Annotated in this window: 21 protein-coding genes and 1 tRNA gene; 2 read left to right on the top strand and 20 right to left on the bottom strand. The window is 51.4% G+C overall.

Annotated features, from left to right (window positions below):
* Nucleotides 1-178 precede the first annotated feature (178 nt).
* The 5 genes from ACNQFG_RS12535 to ACNQFG_RS12555 form a co-directional block, all read right to left on the bottom strand.
* Nucleotides 179-1852, bottom strand: coding sequence for a diguanylate cyclase domain-containing protein (locus ACNQFG_RS12535; protein ID WP_423405146.1), 1674 nt, complete (start codon nt 1850-1852; stop codon nt 179-181).
* A 133-nt stretch (nt 1853-1985) separates the two neighbouring features.
* On the bottom strand, nt 1986-2780 hold the full coding sequence (locus ACNQFG_RS12540) for an ABC transporter ATP-binding protein (RefSeq protein ID WP_005939014.1): 795 nt from the start codon (nt 2778-2780) through the stop codon (nt 1986-1988).
* Nucleotides 2773-3714 carry an ABC transporter permease gene (locus ACNQFG_RS12545; protein ID WP_423405147.1) on the bottom strand — a complete coding sequence of 314 codons (942 nt, stop codon included), beginning with the start codon at nt 3712-3714 and terminating at the stop codon, nt 2773-2775. Before ACNQFG_RS12545 ends, ACNQFG_RS12540 begins: the two co-directional genes overlap by 8 nt.
* A gap of 143 nt (nt 3715-3857) precedes the next feature.
* Complete coding sequence (locus ACNQFG_RS12550) at nt 3858-4886, bottom strand: ABC transporter substrate-binding protein (RefSeq protein WP_423405148.1); 1029 nt, start codon at nt 4884-4886, stop codon at nt 3858-3860.
* A 158-nt stretch (nt 4887-5044) separates the two neighbouring features.
* Nucleotides 5045-5656, bottom strand: a complete 612-nt coding sequence (locus ACNQFG_RS12555) for a YkgJ family cysteine cluster protein (protein WP_423405149.1) — start codon at nt 5654-5656, stop codon at nt 5045-5047.
* Between the two features lie 560 nt (nt 5657-6216).
* Here ACNQFG_RS12555 and ACNQFG_RS12560 point away from each other — a divergent pair.
* A tRNA-Ala gene (locus ACNQFG_RS12560) sits at nt 6217-6292 on the top strand.
* 188 nt (nt 6293-6480) lie between these two features.
* On the opposite strand, the gene ACNQFG_RS12565 is transcribed toward ACNQFG_RS12560, so the two are convergent.
* The 8 genes from ACNQFG_RS12565 to ACNQFG_RS12600 all read right to left on the bottom strand — a co-directional run bounded on the left by ACNQFG_RS12565 (nt 6481) and on the right by ACNQFG_RS12600 (nt 11723).
* On the bottom strand, nt 6481-8094 hold the full coding sequence (locus tag ACNQFG_RS12565; RefSeq protein ID WP_423405150.1) for a recombinase family protein: 1614 nt from the start codon (nt 8092-8094) through the stop codon (nt 6481-6483).
* A 117-nt stretch (nt 8095-8211) separates the two neighbouring features.
* Nucleotides 8212-8373 (bottom strand): hypothetical protein, encoded by a 162-nt coding sequence (locus ACNQFG_RS12570; RefSeq protein WP_154244677.1) that lies wholly within the window; start codon nt 8371-8373, stop codon nt 8212-8214.
* Nucleotides 8345-8761, bottom strand: a complete 417-nt coding sequence (locus tag ACNQFG_RS12575; RefSeq protein ID WP_236132199.1) for a type II toxin-antitoxin system PemK/MazF family toxin — start codon at nt 8759-8761, stop codon at nt 8345-8347. Before ACNQFG_RS12575 ends, ACNQFG_RS12570 begins: the two co-directional genes overlap by 29 nt.
* Nucleotides 8761-9558 (bottom strand): DUF6551 family protein, encoded by a 798-nt coding sequence (locus ACNQFG_RS12580; RefSeq protein ID WP_423405151.1) that lies wholly within the window; start codon nt 9556-9558, stop codon nt 8761-8763. The genes ACNQFG_RS12575 and ACNQFG_RS12580 overlap by 1 nt, the downstream gene beginning before the upstream one ends.
* Nucleotides 9555-10544: a hypothetical protein gene (locus ACNQFG_RS12585; RefSeq protein ID WP_423405152.1), complete on the bottom strand. Its 990-nt coding sequence runs from the start codon at nt 10542-10544 to the stop codon at nt 9555-9557. Before ACNQFG_RS12585 ends, ACNQFG_RS12580 begins: the two co-directional genes overlap by 4 nt.
* Nucleotides 10522-10767 (bottom strand): hypothetical protein, encoded by a 246-nt coding sequence (locus ACNQFG_RS12590; protein ID WP_097783479.1) that lies wholly within the window; start codon nt 10765-10767, stop codon nt 10522-10524. The genes ACNQFG_RS12585 and ACNQFG_RS12590 overlap by 23 nt, the downstream gene beginning before the upstream one ends.
* Nucleotides 10768-11182: 415 nt before the next feature.
* Nucleotides 11183-11578: a helix-turn-helix domain-containing protein gene (locus ACNQFG_RS12595; protein ID WP_097793462.1), complete on the bottom strand. Its 396-nt coding sequence runs from the start codon at nt 11576-11578 to the stop codon at nt 11183-11185.
* Nucleotides 11499-11723, bottom strand: coding sequence for a hypothetical protein (locus ACNQFG_RS12600; RefSeq protein WP_005939514.1), 225 nt, complete (start codon nt 11721-11723; stop codon nt 11499-11501). Before ACNQFG_RS12600 ends, ACNQFG_RS12595 begins: the two co-directional genes overlap by 80 nt.
* A 419-nt stretch (nt 11724-12142) precedes the next feature.
* Between ACNQFG_RS12600 and ACNQFG_RS12605 the strand changes: the two genes are divergently transcribed.
* Nucleotides 12143-12505 carry a helix-turn-helix domain-containing protein gene (locus ACNQFG_RS12605; protein WP_423405153.1) on the top strand — a complete coding sequence of 121 codons (363 nt, stop codon included), beginning with the start codon at nt 12143-12145 and terminating at the stop codon, nt 12503-12505.
* Nucleotides 12506-12628: 123 nt separating this feature from the next.
* On the opposite strand, the gene ACNQFG_RS12610 is transcribed toward ACNQFG_RS12605, so the two are convergent.
* The 7 genes from ACNQFG_RS12610 to ACNQFG_RS12640 all read right to left on the bottom strand — a co-directional run bounded on the left by ACNQFG_RS12610 (nt 12629) and on the right by ACNQFG_RS12640 (nt 19962).
* Nucleotides 12629-12850 carry a hypothetical protein gene (locus tag ACNQFG_RS12610; protein WP_423405154.1) on the bottom strand — a complete coding sequence of 74 codons (222 nt, stop codon included), beginning with the start codon at nt 12848-12850 and terminating at the stop codon, nt 12629-12631.
* A 139-nt stretch (nt 12851-12989) separates the two neighbouring features.
* Entirely contained in the window at nt 12990-13415 is a 426-nt protein-coding gene (locus tag ACNQFG_RS12615; RefSeq protein ID WP_423405155.1) for a winged helix-turn-helix domain-containing protein, read from the bottom strand.
* A gap of 75 nt (nt 13416-13490) precedes the next feature.
* A complete protein-coding gene (locus ACNQFG_RS12620; RefSeq protein WP_423405156.1) occupies nt 13491-15239 on the bottom strand; it encodes an ABC transporter ATP-binding protein in 1749 nt (582 codons plus the stop codon).
* A complete protein-coding gene (locus tag ACNQFG_RS12625) occupies nt 15240-17024 on the bottom strand; it encodes an ABC transporter ATP-binding protein (protein ID WP_423405157.1) in 1785 nt (594 codons plus the stop codon).
* 126 nt (nt 17025-17150) lie between these two features.
* On the bottom strand, nt 17151-18617 hold the full coding sequence (locus tag ACNQFG_RS12630) for an ABC transporter ATP-binding protein (RefSeq protein ID WP_423405158.1): 1467 nt from the start codon (nt 18615-18617) through the stop codon (nt 17151-17153).
* Nucleotides 18614-19366 carry an energy-coupling factor transporter transmembrane component T gene (locus tag ACNQFG_RS12635; protein ID WP_423405159.1) on the bottom strand — a complete coding sequence of 251 codons (753 nt, stop codon included), beginning with the start codon at nt 19364-19366 and terminating at the stop codon, nt 18614-18616. The genes ACNQFG_RS12630 and ACNQFG_RS12635 overlap by 4 nt, the downstream gene beginning before the upstream one ends.
* Nucleotides 19366-19962, bottom strand: a complete 597-nt coding sequence (locus ACNQFG_RS12640) for an MptD family putative ECF transporter S component (protein ID WP_423405160.1) — start codon at nt 19960-19962, stop codon at nt 19366-19368. The genes ACNQFG_RS12635 and ACNQFG_RS12640 overlap by 1 nt, the downstream gene beginning before the upstream one ends.
* Between the last annotated feature and the right edge of the window lie 15 nt (nt 19963-19977).

Raw genomic sequence — 19977 nt, forward strand, 5'->3', positions numbered from 1 at the left:
CGGTTTTTTATGCCGTCAGCGTCACAAATTGACACCAATTTATCATTCTTCACTTGGTGTGCTGGTGGATGCCGCAAAGTAAGACAAGAAAAATAACGTTCCTCTGAACACAGCAGCGCCCGCCAGGAGATCTCCCGGCGGGCGCTGCTTATTTATTATTGTATCCAGAACGGTCCGCCTAAACCGAGGGCCGCGCTGCGCGCTTCTGGCGTTCCTTTTCCCTATACATCCGGTCGTCGGCTTCGCGGAGGAAGGCGGGCAGGTCTTCGACCAACGACTGCCAGAACGAGCCGATGGCTGCATCCACCTGATGGCGGACCAGTGCCGCCCGCAGAGCTTCCACCTGCTGTTCAAATGTTTCCTGCGTGACCGGGCAGCAGATGACCACGAACTCGTCCCCGCCGATGCGGCAGGCTTCACCGGGGAACACATCGTTCAGCGCATCAGCTGCACGGCAGATCAGGGCGTCGCCCGCTGCATGGCCGAAGCAGTCGTTGCAGCGCTTCAGGCCGTTGAGATCCATGTAAATGCCGCCCACCTGTTTCAGCGCGTTCTCCTTCCCTGCCTCCAGCAGCTCCATATACCGGTTGCGGTTGTCCAGCCCGGTCAGGGTATCCCGATAGCTCAGGCGATACAGCTTTTCCTGCACCTTTTTCTGTTCCAGACTGTTGGTGACGAAGAACTGGAGGGAGGACAGCAGCGTCGGGTCATGCGAATGTTCTCTGGGGTTATCGACGCCCAGAAAGCCGATGATGCGCGTTTCCCGCCGCAGTGGCACCGCCAGCAGGCGCTGCACATTCTGCCGCTGCATCATCGCGTACAGCTCCGTGCCTTTTATCTGCCCGACATCCTCCATGAAATAGATCCCGTCCCGTTCAAAGGCCTCCAGCCAGGAGGCAATGATCTCCACCGGAACTTTCTGCAAGTTGTCCTTTTCGGCGCTCACACCGTCCCGGACGAACTCGTGGGTGTTCACAGCGATGCCGTGGGCTGCGTTCAGCTCATAAACATAGCTGCGGTCTGCACAAAAATAATCATTGATGACGCCCAGCAGGTCATGGGTCGCCTTGTCCAGATCGTGCCCGCCGCCGGAGAGCTTCTCGACGCAGCGGTTCAGCACCGTGGCGATGTCCAGCTTTTCCGCCAGATGCGCCCGGCTCGTTTCCAGCCGGAGCATCTCTTCGTTCTGCTCCTTGATGGAGACCAGGAACATCAGGACCATTGCAACGCCGATGGCCAGATCGACCAGCGCCAGGCCATAGTGCACGATCTGGATCGAGATCGCGAGCAGCGGCAGCACCAGATAGGACCCCGTCGCCAGAAACATGCCCCGGCTGATGCGCGCCCGGTATTGCAGCAGCAGACTGCCGTCCAGCGCCATGGCCACCACCGGAACGATCATGGAAATGGGATACCCTGCAGTGCGGTGGTAGACATTGGACGCATCGAACGTATAGTACAGTCCGGTGAACTGCGATACGACCACCAGCGCAAGGCCCACACAGCAAATGACCCGCACCACCTTCACCCGCTTGAGGGCTGCGTTTTCTTCCGGCGTCAGGAGCATTGCGCAGATGTAATAGTGAAAAAGCAGCAGCGTCAGCTCCACGAGAAAAAAGTTGAAAAAATTGCTGATACGGACCATCCAGAACCCCAGCAGGTCCGGCCTGCCCCGGAACAGGTTCGTCATCGCATCGCAGAACAGCAGCACCGATGTCGAGACCTGCATCCGGTAGATCCAGCCTCGCTTCTCCGTCCGATAATTTTTTGTGATCCAGAAGTACAGACTCGACACCGCACAGAACAGACTGCCCCACAACAGCAGCACACTGTTTACGATCTCGCGACTCATCCGGTTTCCTCCTTTCGTGTAAATCATAAAATCTACCCTTATTGTACACTTTTTTTCTTATGATTGCAATCTGGGCGCAGAAAAAGGGCGTCCCACCCATGCACAGGCAGGACGCCCCTTCTTCAGAATCAAATCAGGACAGAATCATGCGGTCATTTGCAAACTCGCCGCCGCTGGCGATCTGGAACTTTGCCAGCAGGTCGGAGACGTGCAGGTTCTTCTTTTCCTCACCGGAAACATCATAGATGATATGGCCTTCGTACATCATGATCAGGCGGTTGCCATACTTAATGGCATCCTTCATGTTGTGGGTGATCATCATGGTGGTGAGATGGTTTTCCTCCACGATTTTGGCCGAGAGGGTCAGCACCTTGAGCGCGGTCTTGGGGTCCAGCGCAGCGGTGTGCTCGTCCAGCAGCAGGAGCTTGGGCTTGTTCATGGTAGCCATCAGCAGGGTCAGTGCCTGACGCTGACCGCCGGAAAGCAGGCCCACACGGGCCGTCAGGCGGTCTTCCAGACCCAGATCCAGCGTCTTGAGCAGTTCACGGTACTGCTCGCGCTCTGCTTTGGTAATGCCAATGCGCAGGGTGCGGGGCTTGCCGCGGCGTGCAGCCAGGGCAAGGTTCTCTTCGATCTGCATGGTGGCAGCAGTGCCGGTCATGGGGTCCTGAAACACGCGGCCGATGTAAGCGGCACGCTGATGCTCGCTCAGGCGGGTCACATCCACACCGTCAATAATGATCTTGCCTTCGTCCACCGGCCACACACCGGCAACTGCGTTCAGCATGGTGGATTTGCCTGCACCGTTGCCGCCGATCACGGTAACGAAATCGCCCTCGTTCAGCTTCAGGTTCAGGCCGTTCAGGGCAGTTTTCTGGTTGACCGTGCCAGCGTTAAAGGTCTTGGAAACATTCTGGATCTCAAGCATTTTTTGCATCCTCCTTTGCCTTCTTCACCGGCTTCGAGAAGTACTTGCCCTTCCAGTACGGCACGGCAAGGAAAACAGCCACCACAGAAGCGCTCAGCAGCTTGAGCAGGTTGGCATCGAAACCCAGAGTCAGCACCAGCTGGATGACAATGTAGTAGATGATGGCACCCAGAGAGACAGAAACCATCTTGAGTGCAAAGTTGTGGAAGATGCGGCTGAACAGAGCCTCGCCAATGATGACAGCAGCCAGACCAATGACGATCGCGCCACGGCCCATGCCGACATCTGCAAAGCCCTGATACTGGCTCAGCAGAGCGCCAGACAGCGCCACCAGACCGTTGGACACAGCCAGACCCAGCACGATATTGAAGTTAGTGTTGATGCCCTGCGCACGGGACATGGCGGGGTTAGAGCCGGTGGCACGGATGGCACAGCCCAGCTCGGTGCCGAAGAACCAGTACAGAATGCCGATCAGCACCGCTGTGACAATGATGATCATAACGATAGGGTTGTGGAGAGCGAACTCCTTGACCCAGCGCAGGGAGATCAACAGGTTGTACTTGTCCACGTTGATGGCCTGATTGGCCTTGCCCATGATTTTGAGGTTAATGGAATACAGCGAAAGCTGGGTCAGGATGCCGGCAAGGATGGCCGGAATGCCCATAAAGGTATGGAGCAGGCCGGTGACCAGACCAGTGGCAAGGCCCGCCAGCAGCGCCACGAAGAGCGCCGCCCAGACGTTCATACCGGACAGCAGGCACATGACGCACACTGCACCGCCGGTGCCAAAGGAGCCGTCCACGGTCAGATCGGCCACATCCAGAATACGGTAGGTCAGGTACACGCCAATGGCCATGATACCCCAGATAAGGCCCTGTGCACAGGCGCCGGGCAGCGCACCGGGCAGATTGGCAAGTCTAGCAAGCAGTTCCAAAATAAAACCTCCAAACGATACACTTTTTTCGTTCCCGCGTTCACACGGGAAAAGCGGAGAAGCGCGTTTTCCGCTCTCCTCCGCTGTATTTTATCCTGTTTTCCGCAGCAGCGGAGCCTTTGCTCTGCCGCCCGCTGTGCGGATCACCCCTCGATGGCCTCGTAGCCGTCGGGAACAGTCAGGCCCAGATCGTCGCAGATCGTCTTGTTGTACTTCTTGGTCACATCGGTGTACTCGATGGGCATGGTGGAGATATCAGCCTCGCCGTTCAGGATCTTCACTGCCATCTCACCAGTGGTGTAGCCCAGATCGTAGTAGCTGATGGAAAGGGTAGCCACGCCGCAGCCGGCGCAGATGCCCTCTTCGCCAGCGAACACGGGCTTCTTGGCCGGGCGGCAGATGCCGTCCACAATGCCGGTGTTTGCAGCAACAGTGTTATCGGTGGGCACATACAGTGCGTCGTTCTCGTCGGCAGCCTTCTGGCAGACAGAGGACAGGTCGTTGGAATCAGAGAAAGCGTACTGGGTAACGGTGACACCCTTTTCCTCCAGATACTTCTGGACCTCATCCACCTGATACTGGCTGTTTGCCTCAGCAGAGCAGTACAGCAGGCCAACCTTCTTGGCCTCCGGCATCCACTCCACGATCATCTCAGCCTGCTGATCCAGCGGGGCCAAATCAGAGGTGCCGGAAATGTTGCCGCCCACGGTGCCGTCGAAATCGGTCAGGCCCAGAGCCACACCGTACTCGGTAACAGAGGTGCCCAGCACCGGAATGCTGTCGGTAGCAGACTGTGCAGCCTGCAGAGCGGGCGTAGCATTGGCCATGATCAGATCCACACCAGAGGAAACGAAGCCGTTGGTGATGGTAGCGCAGGTAGCGGAATCGCCCTGTGCATTCTGGAAATCGAACTTCACGTTGTCGCCGAACTGCTCGGTCAGGGCGTCTTCAAAGCCCTGCGTAGCGGCATCCAAAGCGGCATGCTGCACCAACTGGCAGATGCCGATGGTATAGCTCTTGCCGTCAGCTGCGGCCGAAGCGGCCGTGGAAGCCACAGACGAAGCCGTGGAGGAGGCTGCGCTGGAGGCGGAACCGCCGCAGGCAGTCAGGGCAGCAGCTGCGCCGCAGGCAGCGGCAGCAGCCAGAAACGAACGACGAGTGATTTTACGCATAATGATTACTCCCTCAATTTCCGTTTCGCGGCCACAGGATGCCGCAGGAAAGCGTTTTCTCAAGCGGCTTTTCACGTCCGCTTTACACTCGTGAAGTATAGCACATTTCCTGCCCGAATACAATCCGTCCGCAGCCCAAGTTATCGATGGAAGTAATTTTATCGTTCGATTTTTTCGATGGATTCATCAAAACGCGCGTTCCTGCGCCGTTGCAGCGCGGACAGCTTTTCGAATTCCGCCTCCAGCCAGACGAGATTTTTCTCCAATTGGGGCAGAAACGGCTGCGTGATCTCATATTGATAATAGAGCGCCTGCCACAATTTCTGCTGCATCCGCCGGAGGAAGACCGGTTCAAAGAGCGCTTCCAGCGCCTCCACCCGGTCTTCCAACGCAAGGCAGGTCTGCGCCCAGCGCACATCGGTCTGTTCCCGGGCCGGGACATCGTAACGAGCAAGATAGTCCTCCACCCTTGCCTCGATCACCTGCCCGCCGCAGCCGGTTGGCTGCAGAAAATAGCTCACCTGTCCTTTCCTGCTGATCTCCTGCGCCAGCGGGTACAGAGCACACACCAGCGGTTCGGCATCGTGGATGGCGCAGTGGTCTCCCGTAAGGAAAGGGCAGTTGTTCCGGTTCTCCTTCACCGGGGCCAGACGCAGCACCGGCAAATGGCTCACCTGCCCAATGGACGCCTTGCAGAACGCCCGCGCCACCGTCCGCGTCGGCAGCCGCAGCCGCGCCGCGATCCGCCACAGATCGAATCCGGACAGCACGATGTCCTCCCGCCCCTGCAGCAATCCCCGCAGCCCGCGCAGGCAAACGAAAACGCCTCATCCCGCCCCAGCAGTGGCACTTCGCGGGTAAAATCCACCCGCCCGCAGAGGTCGATCTGACTTTGTTTGAGCATCCTGGTTCTCCTCACTTCCGGTTTGACGGCCCGCCGGGGCCGTACAGTTTTGATTGGACTTGCTTCCAGCTTACCGCACTTTTCCGGAAATTACAACCATTTTCATCCCCTTTCCTTCGCCGCCTCACAAAACTCCTTGACAAACTCTCCAAAAAGAGGTAAACTAACAGCGTCGCAAATCATCTTGTCAATATGGGCCTATAGCTCAGCTGGGAGTGCAAGCGTATCGCTTTTGTGCCCCACGGAGTTGTGGGCATTCAAATGGGGAGTATGTCGGTTGGTCGCCCAACCGCGTCACGCCCCTAAATATGGGCCTATAGCTCAGCTGGGAGTGCAAGCGTATCGCTTTTGTGCCCCACGGAGTTGTGGGCATTCAAATGGGGAGTATGTCGGTTGGTCGCCCAACCGCGTCACGCCCCTAAATATGGGCCTATAGCTCAGTTGGGAGAGCGTTCGGTTCGCATCCGAGAGGTCAAGGGTTCGAATCCCTCTAGGTCCACCAATTTGCCGCATCGTTTTGTACGATGCGGCGTTTTTTATGCCTGAAAAACTTTGGCAGACCGTGCCGGGCTCTGAACCCTGAAGTCGGATGCGAACCGGGCGGGGTCATCCATGTACTTTTTGAAAATCCATCGGTTTCACGCTTCTTTCTTTGCATTTTGCAGAGTGCTGCGGGCAAGTGCATCGCTTTTATGCCCCCTTCTCGGAAATTTCTTCAAAAATCTCCGCACCATCGTAGGTTGACACAGCCTTGAGCTGCTCCACTTGATTGAAGCTGGCGTTCAGCGTAATCGAGATCTCATAGTCTTTTCGGACGCGAATCTTCTTGATGAACTGCTGCAAAATGGCGCGGCGTTCATCGTGGTTGGCGGTGTCGTAAACATCCGCCCATGTAAATAGCTCGTTGCAGATGTAGTTGCTACGCTTTGCCGTTTTGGTGGCTTCTTCGTATTCTTCCTGTGCCTGCACGAGCTGCTTTTCCAGGGTTTCCAGTGCATCTTTTGCTTCGACCACCAGTGTGCCGAGCAGTTCTTTGTCCAAAGCACTTACGCCACGAATGACCAGAATGGTTTCGGCTTTCAGGTCGTCCAGCTCTTTCTGCTTGGCTTCCAAGTCTTTCTGGATTTTCTTGACCTTCTTCTGGATGCGAGCGGCATCGTTGGTCTTGACCGATTCCAGCAGCTTCTTCCGGGAAACCTCCCGGAACTGTGCGAAGATCTGCCGGACAACTTCTTCCACAATGGAATCCAGCTTGGAAACACCGTAGCCGGACTGCCCATCGCAGTCACCCGGATGCCGAATCTTATAAAAGCAGCTATACCGGGGCCGGACTTCTTTCACCGTATGCCCATCGGCGTAGGTGTGTGTCCGTCCGCTGCTGGTCAGGCTCAGGCGGTTGCCGCAGTGACCGCAGTAAACTAGCCCGGTCAACAGAGCTTTGGAACTGGTGCCCAGTGAAGTGCCGCCACGCTCACAGGTGCGTGCCTGCCGCAGTTCCTGTGCCTGCTCGAACAGCTCTGGTTCGATGATGCGGAGCTGCGGACACTCCGTCTCCACCGCACCGTTGATGAGGTACCCCGTGTATCCTTTATTCTTTATCATCCGAACGATGCTGGTGTTGGGGATATTTTTGTTGTTCCGTCCTACGACTCCCTGTTCATAAAGATAGTGGCTCAACTTCTGTGCGCCGTAGCCCTCGTAAACGTACTTGTGGAAAATCAGCCGGACGATCTCAGCTTCCGCTTCATCAATCACAAGGTCGCAGACTTCCTGATTCTTCTTGTTCACCCGGCCAAGGCGGACACGCTTGTAGCCAAAAGCCACGGTGCCGCCTGTATAGTGGCCTTCCCCGGTGAGCTGTTCCAGCCTTGTGCGGGTACGGACAGAGGTTTTCAGACTTTCGCCGGATGCCTGCCAGTAGCGGATGTAGTTCATCAGCTTGTCCACATGGGTGTCAAATCGCTGCTGTCCCTCGTTCACGCTCCAGACTTCGATGCCCTGCTTCGTGAACCATTCCACGATAAAGGGCGTTTCATCATCACGGCGACCGAGACGGTCAAACATGAACACCAGCAGGATGTCAAACTTGCCCTCCATCGCGGCCTGTTGGATTTTCTGGAGTTCATCACGGTCTTTGGCAGACTTCTTAAAGCCGGAAACGCCTTTCTCGGAAAACTCCTTGACGATCTCCCAGCCCTGACTTTCTGCAAAGTTGCGGCAGGCTTCTTTCTGCATGGGGATGTCGTCTTTCTCGACCTGTCCCTTTGTCGAAACACGGTATAAGGTATAGACACGTTTTTTCATTTCAATCTCTCTTTCTTTGAGTGAGAAAGGAAAAATCAAACGTGTTTCGTCCATATTTTGTTTTCAAGGTTCAGTTCGATTTTATCTTATCTCACGCATTCAAGGAACACAAGGATGTCAGGCAGCGGTGTGCCCTGCCGTGCGCAGGATGGTGGTTTGCAGCAGCTTCTGGATCGCATCCAGACAGTCCGTATCCGCAGACGCATAGGTGATCTTGACTTTGCAGCCTTTGACGGAAAGAGTTTCGGATTTAGCGGTGGTATCGCAGATAGCGTTCATAGGCCTCCTTTCTCCATACCCATTCGTTCAGATCGAGCTGATAGAGCAGCGCATAATTGAGCCGAATGAGTTCCGGGATGCTCAACCGCCCCATCGGGCGGATCAGCCGTCCCTTGCTGATAGTCTGGACAGATTCTGCCAAGATCATAGAGGGCTGTAAAAAAGCCCGATTACCGTCCACAAGAACGTGGGCTTGGTGATCGGGCTTCTTTGCAGTATTGGATGTAACAGGCGCAACAATGAGGTTGGGCGAATAGCAGTTTGCGGTGTTGTTCTGCACCACGACCACAGGGCGGATACCGCCCTGCTCGGAGCCAAGGTGCGGCTCCAGATTGGCGTAGTAAATATCACCGCGCAGAAACTTTCGGTTGACTGGAATCATGTTCATCACCGCTTGCAGGGCAAATTATGGGTACGGCCAGCACCGTTGTAGATGGACAGGATCTGTTTCATGTGGCGGTCTGCCACATTGCCAGTGTCGTTTTGTGCCAACCGGGTGATGGTCTTGGGATGCACTGTGCGCAGCCGGAGAATCAGCCGTTCCCGGCTGTATTCGCCCTGATACAGAGCCACAAAGCGAACCATGCCCTGCAGGATGCCCGACAGGAAGGAATCAGAATCGCCGCCCCACGCATCTACGAGAACACTCAGCATTTCATGGTAGAGGGCTGTGCCGTAGCTCTTGTAGATGTAGTAGGCCGAACGGATGCAGTAGATTTTCCATGGAGCGCGAATCCCATCCAGTGCAAACCGAATGCCTGTGTCCTCCGTTACCGAAACAAAATCGCAGGCGTTTTCTTCGTGTGCCACCAGTTTGGCACGAAGCTGTTCACCAGCGGTCAGTTCGCTGGAAATGCCTGTCTGCACAGCAAACAGCAGAGCTTCATGCTCTTTAGAAAGGCCGTAGAAGACCTTGCAGCGAATCGGGAGGTCACGCCCACCGTTGCACGTTTTCCGTGCCTCAATGGTGTTCTGACCATCAAAGACGAAGTAGCGGCCATCCCGGTAGCTGACTTTCGGCTCATTGGCGATGTACTCCGAAAAGTTTGCTGCAATTTTTGCAACCTTGCCCATGCGGAGCAGCCGCTGATATTCGGCGCAGGGGTTCAGCAGAACGCTGTCAACGTACCGCACCTCGAAGTTGCACTCCGGCAGGCTGGAAAGGTTCAGGTTAGAAAGCATCATAGCGTTTTCTCCTTTATTTTCAGAAGATACTGTACGGCATCTTCGGTCAAGTCATGAATGATCTTGCGGCAGTCCGAATCTTCAAAAACATCCGGGTATTCTTTGAAAATGCTATTCCAGCGGCGAATGAAGTCCTCTTTCGCACCCTGTACCTCGCACATCATCAGGGAGCCGTTTGCAACGGCCCGTTCCTGATAGCGATTGTCGATGGATGCTTTCAGAGAAGTTTTTTCTTCGGCAGTAAGCTGGCGTTGATGCCCTTGGATGCTTTTGCTGATTTCAGAAAGCGTTTGTTTTGAAGAAGATGTTTCGGCTTTTCGGGGCTGACGTTCCTGCTTTGGCTTCCGCAATTCTGCGAGAGCCGCAGGGATTTCTGCTTTTGGCGTTTTTGCCAAGGCGGTGATTTCTGCATCCGTTGCCTTGATGCGCCCGGTCAGGATTTCTTCTCTTGCACCGGGGACTGCATCTTCCGCAGCGTCTACGCCTTTGGCATACTTCTCTGCTCTCTTTACGGTAGCCGCCCCAACGCCGTTTTGTGCGGCAATGCGCTCACAGGTGGAGAGCTGCTTTGCCCTCAATGGATCATTTTGAACCATTGAGGTGAACCGTCCGTTCTCATCGTGTGCCCGCTCTTTGGAGCCGCCCCGTGCCAGCTTTTCGGATTCATACAGCTTGCCCATCAGAAACTTCTTTCGTTCTGGGTCAAGATTTCTGCGTCCAAGCTGGTTCTGGCAGATCCATGAAAGAGCCGCGTAACGGTTATCCAGTTCGATCTCCTGTATCTGGTAGGCGATGAACGGATGCTTCCGCAGGATGCGGTAGCGGGTATGCCCGTCCAGAATAAAGCCATTCCAGATGATAATGGGATTCAGCAGCCGCCCTTCGTGGAGAATATTCTGCTCAAGCTGTTGTTCTTCTTCAAAATTCAGGGGCGGGATCTTGCCTTGAAACTCCGGGTCGATCTTAAGCGCATTCAGATTCATCATCGAAATGGCCTCGCTTCACATACTGCCCAGCGTTCTTATCGGGCTGTACATAATAATCGAAACCATAGCGAATCTGGCAGTAGGTGCAGACATCCTTGATCTTCTGCTTAGGGTCTGCGCGCCGGACGCGAACGCCCTTTGCCCCCTGAAAGGAATCCAGACAAATCGGGCAGAGGGTAGTCAAGCTGGCTTCGTCTACGCAGTTGTTATAAAATCGACTCATATAGATTTCCTCCATATCGGTATTTTGATGGGAAATGTAAAACCACCAGCCGAGAAATCCTCAACTGGTGGTTTGAAAAATACTGTTTTTCTCCTATTTGTCCTCGACACCCCGGAGTTGGGAACTTTTCGGCGGCGGATTTGCACCGCTCCATTGGCATCTCAGCCACCCCGCCTTCTTTATGGCCGGGCCGCGAATTACGGAAGTTTCATTGTCTGGAAGTGCCGAAAAGCTGCTTCTTCAATTTTCAAGGTACACGGTACAGTTTCGGGTTTGTCGTCCCCTGTTAGGGGGGCTGCCCTTGCTGTGACCATAGTGTACCTGAAAACTGAAGTTCTCGTTAGGAACCAGTAGTTCCGGTTTTGCCATTTTCACCGGAACCAATCGTTCCGGTTTACAACAGTAAAGCGTTTGATCAAGCAGATTCGCCCAGCATTTCCAGCATAACAAGAATCCGCCGCTGCATTTCTTTCAGTTCTTTGCGGAGCATTTGCAGCTGATCTTGCAGTTCCTGCTCCCGCTGGGACGCAGACACACCTAAGACGATGTAGTCCAGCGAGGAGCCAAATCGCTCCCGCAGCTCCACAAAGAGGTCGACAGACGGAACTTTCTCACCCTTCTCCAGATTTCTCATGTAGCGGTCACTGATGTTCAGGTCGATGGCAAGCTGTTCTTGTGTCACTTCACGGTCTTTTCGGAGGTTTTGGATTCGTTCACCCGTTGCAGCAGGATCATAATACATCACTCCCTCCGTTTCTTCCGCCGGGAGTGGGCGGAGCTTCATCTCCCATGCCGGATACGGCCAGCACATGATTTTTCACCAACATGAAAATACGGTCGGCATCAGCACTATGATTTTTGGTGCGCTTTTTGACGTTGGAAACTTCCAGCAATCGAGACAGTCGGAAGTACCATGTGGTCATCTTGAACCACGGAAGCAAATAGGTCGATTTCATTATCAATAATCCTCCAGTTATTTTACGGAATGTGAGCATTCGGACAAAAAGGATCGTGGTGGCCCACGACACCTTGCCCTTAAAAGCGCAAAAACGCCAGCCTCCCATTGAGGGAAGCTGGCGCAGTACAGCATATCGGCACGATTGTGGGTGGTGAAGTAGAACAATTGTGCCGGTTTGTTGGCATTCTGGTCTACAGCAACAGACAGGCTTTTTTTGATGCGTTACCCCAATAAAAAATCACAGTTACCTCCACAAACGGCAACTGTGATCGAATAGCGCGTGAAATCGCCCGGACGAGTTACCGTTTTTTTATAACTCGACCGGGAAACGCAAAAATCGGCACAATAGGACAAAATCGCGGGAACGATGATGTTATACCGCTCTTTCCGCAAGAACGATACAATACTATTGAGGTGATGATGATGCCGAATGCGGATGCAATCGCTCTGGGGAAGCATATAAAGGCTGTCCGAAAAGCGATGAAAATGACACAAGAGCAACTGGCACTGAAAAGTAATGTTTCGGTGAAGTATATCGCCAATATTGAAAATGGAAAACAGAATCCTTCTTTTGACATTTTAAGTGCAATTCTCCATGTTCTGCCACTTTCCTTGGATTCGGTTATCAACCCGAACCTATCAGAAGCAGAGCATGAATGCCGAGAGTTGGAATCGATTTATCTTGCTTGTCCTCCAGAAATGCGAAAAACTCTGTTGGACGCCACAAGGTCACTTGCAATCCATTTGACAGAACTTTCAGAACAGAACAAAAACACCTAAGCCGCCAGAGTGGGACGTTACGACCCTCTCTGGCGTTCTCTTGTCCGAATACGCAATATTCTATCAGGCCACTCAATAAAAGCGCACGAAAAGCAAACGAATTACACAATAATTTTCTCGTAATCAGTCTCGTTGTGGATTTTGAACCTCTTTTTCAATGGCAAGATCATTTTCTAGCGTATCATATAGTTCTTGTGGGGTACGGCATAAGACTGCGTAGAAGTTGATAGGAGCACCCTCATTAAAAAGCCGTACATACCCCCATTGACATGGGAGAACCTCTAAATAGGATGCCGTTTGCAAAAAATCTTCAAACTCTCTCAGAACATCTTCGAAGGATTGCATCTTACCGCCTCCTAAAATCTTTTTTCTATATTTTAGAAAAGATTATTTCCGATTGCAAGGATGTCAATTTTTATCTATCCAGCTAACGATAAAAGCCATACTCAAGGTTTAAGTTACCCATTGAGTATGGCTTTTATCGTTATAAGGAATCTTTTTTCACTGAAATGTTCGGCATAAATTGGTAGCCGAGGTTGGAGATCGTTCGGATATAGACAGGTGCAGCTCTATCATCCTCGATTTTTTGCCGGATGCGTCCAACTGTATTGGTAACAGCAGTCAGGCAGCTTTCACTATCCTGATGCCACACGGCTTCAAATATCTGCTCTTTTGTAAACAATTGCCCCGGATGCCGTGCCATTAAACTTAAAACGCCATATTCGTAACGGCTCATGTACACTTCCTGTCCGTTTTTGAAAACACGACGGTGTTCTAAGTTTATTTCCAGACCGGGATAATTCAAAGTGTCTGGCGCAGCACGGTTCATTTCAATCCACTCAAAAATCGTCTGCTCTTGAGGAGGGCAGTGGCCCTTCGTGATACGAACAATAACTTCAATTTTTTGCATAGAATTCTTCTAGAATCTTTGGTGAACAACTTCTCACAGACATTTAATGCTCCGCATCGCATACGCTGAATTTTGTTAAGCAAGGCTCCATCCAGCCGCATTCTTTCGGATGTTGACAAACTCCTGATAAATGCCAGGCTGCTTCAAAAGTTCTTCGTGCGTGCCCTGCTGTGCAATCTGGCCGTTGTCAATGACCAAAATCTGATCGGCATTCTGGATGGTATTCAGACGGTGGGCGATTACGAGAATTGTCTTGCCCTTTACCAGTTCCGAGATGGCCTCCTGAATATAGCTTTCGTTATCAGTATCTACGCTTGCGGTAGCTTCATCCAAAATGATGATAGGGGCATCTTTCAAGATGCAGCGTGCAATCGAGATGCGCTGCTTTTCACCGCCGGAGAGTGTAGCACCGCCTTCACCAACTACGGTCTGGAATCCATCAGGCAACGCCATGATGAAATCATAGCAGCGGGCCTTCTTAGCAGCTGCATAGACTTCTTCCTCTGTGGCGTCCGGTTTGCCTATGCTGATATTGTTGTAAATGGTATCTTGGAATAAGTACACTCGCTGGAATACCATGCTGATCTGCTCCATCAGCTCTGCCAAAGGCACGTTCCGAATGTCCATACCTCTTATTATTATGCTGCCAGATTTTACATCCCAAAGCCGAGCCAGCAAATTGGCAATAGTAGACTTTCCGCTGCCAGAAGGTCCGACTAAAGCAGTCATAGAATCTTTCTTCATGGCAAAGCTGATATGATGCAGAACTTCTTTGTCCTGATAAGCAAATACAACATCGTTAAACTGAACTTCTGGCTGTCCCGGCTGTGCCTGTGCAGGAAGATGCTGCTTGCCCGTGTCGGGAAGTTCAGGCTCATTCAGGACTGCTTCAATGCGGTCAAGAGCTGCATTCATAACGGTAAGGCGAGATGCTTCCCCATAAAGAGCTTTCAGCGGTCCAAAGAGGTCAAACACAAACAGCAGAACACCAAGCACATAGGCCAGCGGAAGTGCGCCGCGCTGTTCCAATACAATCGACAAGCCGAAAATCGCCGCAATACCAATGCCGTAAAGGATATTCAGACTCATTGTCCATGGTGTCATTTTCTGCTCAAAAGCAAGGGAGGTGTTTCTGGAACGCTGGAAATTGTCAGTCAATTCTTCTGATTTTTCGCCCAGCAGGTTGTAGCTCTTGATGACGCCAATGCCCTCCACAAAGGATAGCACCGCATCGGTCAGCCGTTCGCTCTGCTCCTGCCGCTCTGCGGCTTCCCGCAGGGAAACCTTGTTCATTCCTTTTGACACCAGCCATGCCAGAACCGTGACGGCGGCAGCAATCAAACCAAGCTGTACGTTCAAATAAAACATGAATACCAGCAGAATCAAGGAGGACAGCAGATAGCCCATCATGTTGCCCAGCGTACTCATAGCGACTTCTTCAATGAATACCATATCCGTGCTAAGAACAGAGCTGATTTTGCCAATGTTGCCGGAAGTAAAATAGCCCATCGGAAGTTTCCGCAGATGGCTGCCCAGTTCCATGCGTTTATCCGCAAACATCAAATATCCTGCGGCACTTTGCAGGCTGTCGCTGAGGTAATGAACAAGCATTTGCACCAACACTGCTGCGGCAAGTCCAAGGCCGATATAAAGGCAAGTCTGGCTGGTCAGTGTGTCAGCTGCAAAGCGGCTTAAAACTACAAAGGCAAGAACGATTGGCATTTTTGACAAAATGGATTCCAAAAACGCACAAACGAATGCACCTTGAATACGGCCTTTATAACGGCCGGAGAGTTTCAAAATTCTTGAAAACATCGCAAACATTTAGGCTCCCTCCTTTGCAGTGTGTACTTTCCATTCGGCACTGTCCTGTGCGGCTTTCCACAATTTCTGATATTCAGGGCAGGAGCGAATCAAATCCTGATGCTTACCCGCTGCTACCAATTTTCCGTGGTCGATGACACAAATTTGATCGGCATTCATAATGGCGGGCAGTTTGTGAGCAATCACCACGAGGGTCTTGCCTTTTACAAGTTCTGCAATGGCTGCTTCCATCTTTTCTTCATTTTCGGGGTCAGCATAGGCTGTTGCTTCATCAAGAACTACAATGGGGGCATCCTTTAAGATTGCTCGCGCCAGAGAAATACGCTGACGCTGACCGCCGGAGAGCATTTTTCCGGCATCGCCTGCCATGGAGTGAATGCCCTGCGGAAGTTTTTCAATGAACTCCATGCACTGAGCTTTCTTTGCGGCCTCTATTACTTCTTCATCCGTTGCAGTCAACCGACCGAGCCGGATGTTTTCCAGCAGAGAAGTATTAAACAAATACTGATCCTGCGCCACATAGGAGATACGACTGTTCAATGCTTCAAGGCTCATATCGCAAAGTTTCTGTCCGCCGATGGAAATGCTGCCCTTTTGCGGGTCATAATAGTGAATCAGCAGTTTTGCCAAGGTACTCTTGCCGGAGCCAGATTCACCGACAAGAGCAGTTTTTTGTCCAGCCTTTGCCGTAAAGGAAATATCATGGAGAACTTCATCCTCAACCACCGCGGGCTTTCCATCCGGGCCGGGCTGTGTTGTCTGGTAAGCGAAAGAAACATGGTCGTAAGTAACGGTGTCATCTATTCCATGGAATCTATCATTCGTCTGCTGAAGTTCCGGCGCATCCAACACCTGCTCCAATGCGGAGATTTTATAGTTGAGCTGGGGCATGGTTGGCAGAAAGCCAAGAGATTTCAGCAGCGGCATACCGATACTCAAAGAAAGACACAGCACCAAAATCAAATTGGGCAGAGCCGACCAGCCGCAGAGGACAAACCATGCACCCACAGGCAGGGTCAGGATGATGGTACAAGGAAGCAGGCTGCTGTAAATCGCCATCCACGGCCATGCCGCCCTATACCATGCCAGTGTATAGTTCCGATAATCTGATATATCTTTGCGGAACCGTTCGTAAGAATCTGCGTCTTTATTGAAAACCTTGACGACTTCCATACCGTTGATGTACTCAATAATGGTATTGTTCATCTTTTGCCCGGCCATATAGTAAGGTCCCATTTTCTTCATACCAACGGAATACATCGTCATCATGGCAACTAAGCTAAGCGGAATGGATGCCAAAGATAACAGTGCCAGCTTCCAGTCTACAAAGAACATTGCCACATAAACTGCAATGGGAACCATCAGGTTGGCGATGCCCTCCGGCATAGAGTGTGCCAGCAGAACTTCCAGACTGTCTACATCGTCCACGAACAGCTTTTTCACGGTGCCAGTGCCTTTGTCCTGAATAACACCCAGCGGCAGTTTTTCAAACCGTTTTTGCAGAGCCGTCCGCAGGCGGAGTAGCGTGTCATAAGCTGCTTTATGAGAGAGATTCAGGCCCCAGCCATAGAAAAGAGCTTGCAGCACCAGACATACCAAGACCAGTATGACATGCTGGATGATAAAGGAAGCAGTGATTGCCTCCCCCATGACCAGCGGTGCAATTACCTGATATGCCAGCACAAAGGGAAAAACACCCAGCAGAACACTGACCAGTACAACGACCGTGGCCACATACATATTTTTCTTATATGGCCCTGCGTACTCAAAGATTTTTTTGAACATAAGCCCTCCTTATATTGAGCCGTACTGTCTGTGCTTCAAAAACAAGAGGCCGCCAAAGTAAAGCGGCCTCTTATCATTATCTTTCTGTCCAGTCAAGGCGGCCCTGACATTCATAATTTCTAAAATTCACTGGCGGATTCGGAAAAAATCCAAAACCTTTTTACTGCCGGATTCGTCCAATGGATAGCTTTCTTTTATTTGCCCTTTTTCCATATGGACTACATACGAACATCCCGCCATCACCAACTCCGGATCATGCGTAATAATAAGAAGCGTTTTGCCCTGATCCGCGAGTGACTTCAAACTCCGCGCAACTTCCCGCATATGTTTGAGATCAAGCCCGCTGGTTGGTTCGTCAAACACAATGATCTCCCGGTTACTCACAATGGCAGATGCGATCGCTACCCGCTGTTTTTGCCCGCCGGAAAGAGAAAGCGGGTGCCTGTCTTTATATTCCAGCAGATCAAACTGTTTAAGGATTTCATCTGCAACAGTTTCATCCTCGTTGTCCATGCTCAGAAGCACTTCATCCGTCACGCTTTCGGTAAATAGCTGATGGCTGGTATCCTGCATTACCATGTAGCAATGTTTGAGCCGGGCTTTCCAATCAAGGGTTTTCCCGTCAACCTGCAAAAGGCCACACTTCTTTTCCAGTCCGCAAATACAGCGGGCCAGAGTAGATTTTCCAGCGCCATTCAGGCCGATAATGGCAATCGTTTCTCCAACAGGCAGTTCAGCACTCGGAATATGGAGGCTTTCCGGTTCCCGCTTTTTATACGCAAAGCAGAAATTTTGAAATTCCATCAGTTTAGCTGTATGCGCCTGATACTGATTCGCGGGTTTCAACTTCGAGAGAGAAAACGGCCGCAGCCCCATTTCTTTTCGAGTGCTATCCGATAAACTGTCAAATTCAGCAGGCGTGTATTCCCGTTCAATCTCCCCATCTTTTACATACAGCACACGATCTGCAAGATCGTGAAGGTAGTAAAGGCGGTGTTCTGCAATCAGAATTGTTTTGCCCTGCTTTTTCCAGAGGCTCAAGACCTGCCGCAGGTCATCAATAGCAGCCATATCCAGATTAGAAGATGGTTCGTCAAGGACCATAATTCCCGGTAGCAATACACTTGATGAAGCACAGGCTATTTTTTGCTTTTCGCCCCCGGACAGAGCAAACACGCTTCGCCCCATCAAATCTTCAATATGATAATCGGAAACTGTACGGTCAATCCTTTTCAGGATATCTTCCTGGGGATAGCCTAAATTTTCACAGGCAAAGGCTAATTCACTATCCGTATCCACGTTGAAAAACTGACTTTTGGGATTCTGGAATACAGATCCCACCATAGCAGCCAAGTCATAAAGCGGCGTATCTGATACGCTTTTTCCGTCCAGAAGGACATCGCCCTCTAAATTACCTTCGTAATAATGAGGCACCAGCCCGTTTACCAAACGGGTAATCGTTGTTTTCCCGCAGCCGGATTCTCCCGTGAGTAAAACAAATTCCCCTGTGTTTATGGTGAGATTGACATTTCTAATCCCTCCGCCGCTGGACTCTTCACCATAAGAAAAAGAAACATTTTGAAAATCTATCATGGCAAAATCCCTCCTGCGGAAATTATCGGGGAAGCAATCGCCCAAACCACTACAAAGCAACAAAACAAGATCAGCACCACATCGGCAAAACTGAATTTAAGCTGGCAAATGTTTGTGCGTTTGACAGGAGCACCGAGGCCACGGGTAATTGCCGCGGCGGAAAGTTCCTCACCGATTTTCACGGAGCAGGTAATCATCGGGATCAGCTTATACTCCAATATTTTTGAAGGTTTTTTCCCTCCAAGTTTAATCCCACGCATTTTCATAGCGTCACTGATTGCTTCTGACTCCTGAAAGACAGTTGGAAAGAAGCGGAACATGACCGTTAAGGGGATCGTCACTTCTTTAGGCATATGGATTCTTTCCATGCCGGAAATCAATTCACTGACCGTTGTTGTTTTCACTGCATAGGCAGCAATCGCAACACTGGGAAGGATTCGGCAGAAGAATCCTGTTGTAAACAGAACGAGGAAATTCAATATTCCCGTAAGGTGCGGCAAAACATAAATTTGAACAGCATAAAAAGCAGAAAACACAGCAATATAGCCCACAGCTTTTGCACATTGTTTCGAGGTAAGCAGCAATATAGCCGGAACCGTACAAAGAACAAGGCGGATCAGCCCCATAGCTTCTCCGCCTGTTCCACCCATGACAAAAATGCTTATGATGAAGATGAGCAACAGTTTTGTACGCGGATCGAGCCGTAACCCTTGTTCTGTTTTTTTGCTGAGCAGAATTTCCCGCGCCATTATGCAATACCGGCACGCTGGAAGTGCTTTTTGCAAATGGCTTTCCCAATCACACCTCCGACAAGGCCAAACACAAAGCAGGCAACCAGCAGAATAGGCGCAATCCACATAGGCATATATGTATTAAGGGTAGCTGCATATTCAGCGCCGTATCCTTCAGTCAACATTACCATATAGCTTTCACGGTTCAGGAAAATGGGAGCAAAGTTGCCAAACACCCAGATGCTGAACACGCCGCAGGAAAAAACTGTGCTCTTTGCACTTTTGTAGTCCGCCTTTTTCAGGATCACGTCGGCCAACAGGCCGCCAACGAGACCAGTTACCATAGTAAGATAGCCGTTGCCGAAGAACACCATGATTAGGCCAATCAGGAAACCCATGATTGCAGTCATCCCGAATTTTTTAGCCTTTGTAACATACAGCATATAGGGGATGCCGCCAATCAAAGGGCACAGCACCGCCATCAGCGGAATAAAAACGGGGATAAAGCCAAGCATCGCCACCAGCATAACAATCACGACATAGATGACGGTGTAGATGCCGATAGTAATTAAATCTTTTCCCTCAAGCCGGGAACTTTTTTTCTGGGAACTCATACCAGTATCCTCCTT

Origin of the sequence: Faecalibacterium prausnitzii, assembly GCF_049532945.1 — a bacterium.
Lineage (GTDB): Bacteria > Bacillota > Clostridia > Oscillospirales > Ruminococcaceae > Faecalibacterium > Faecalibacterium prausnitzii_N.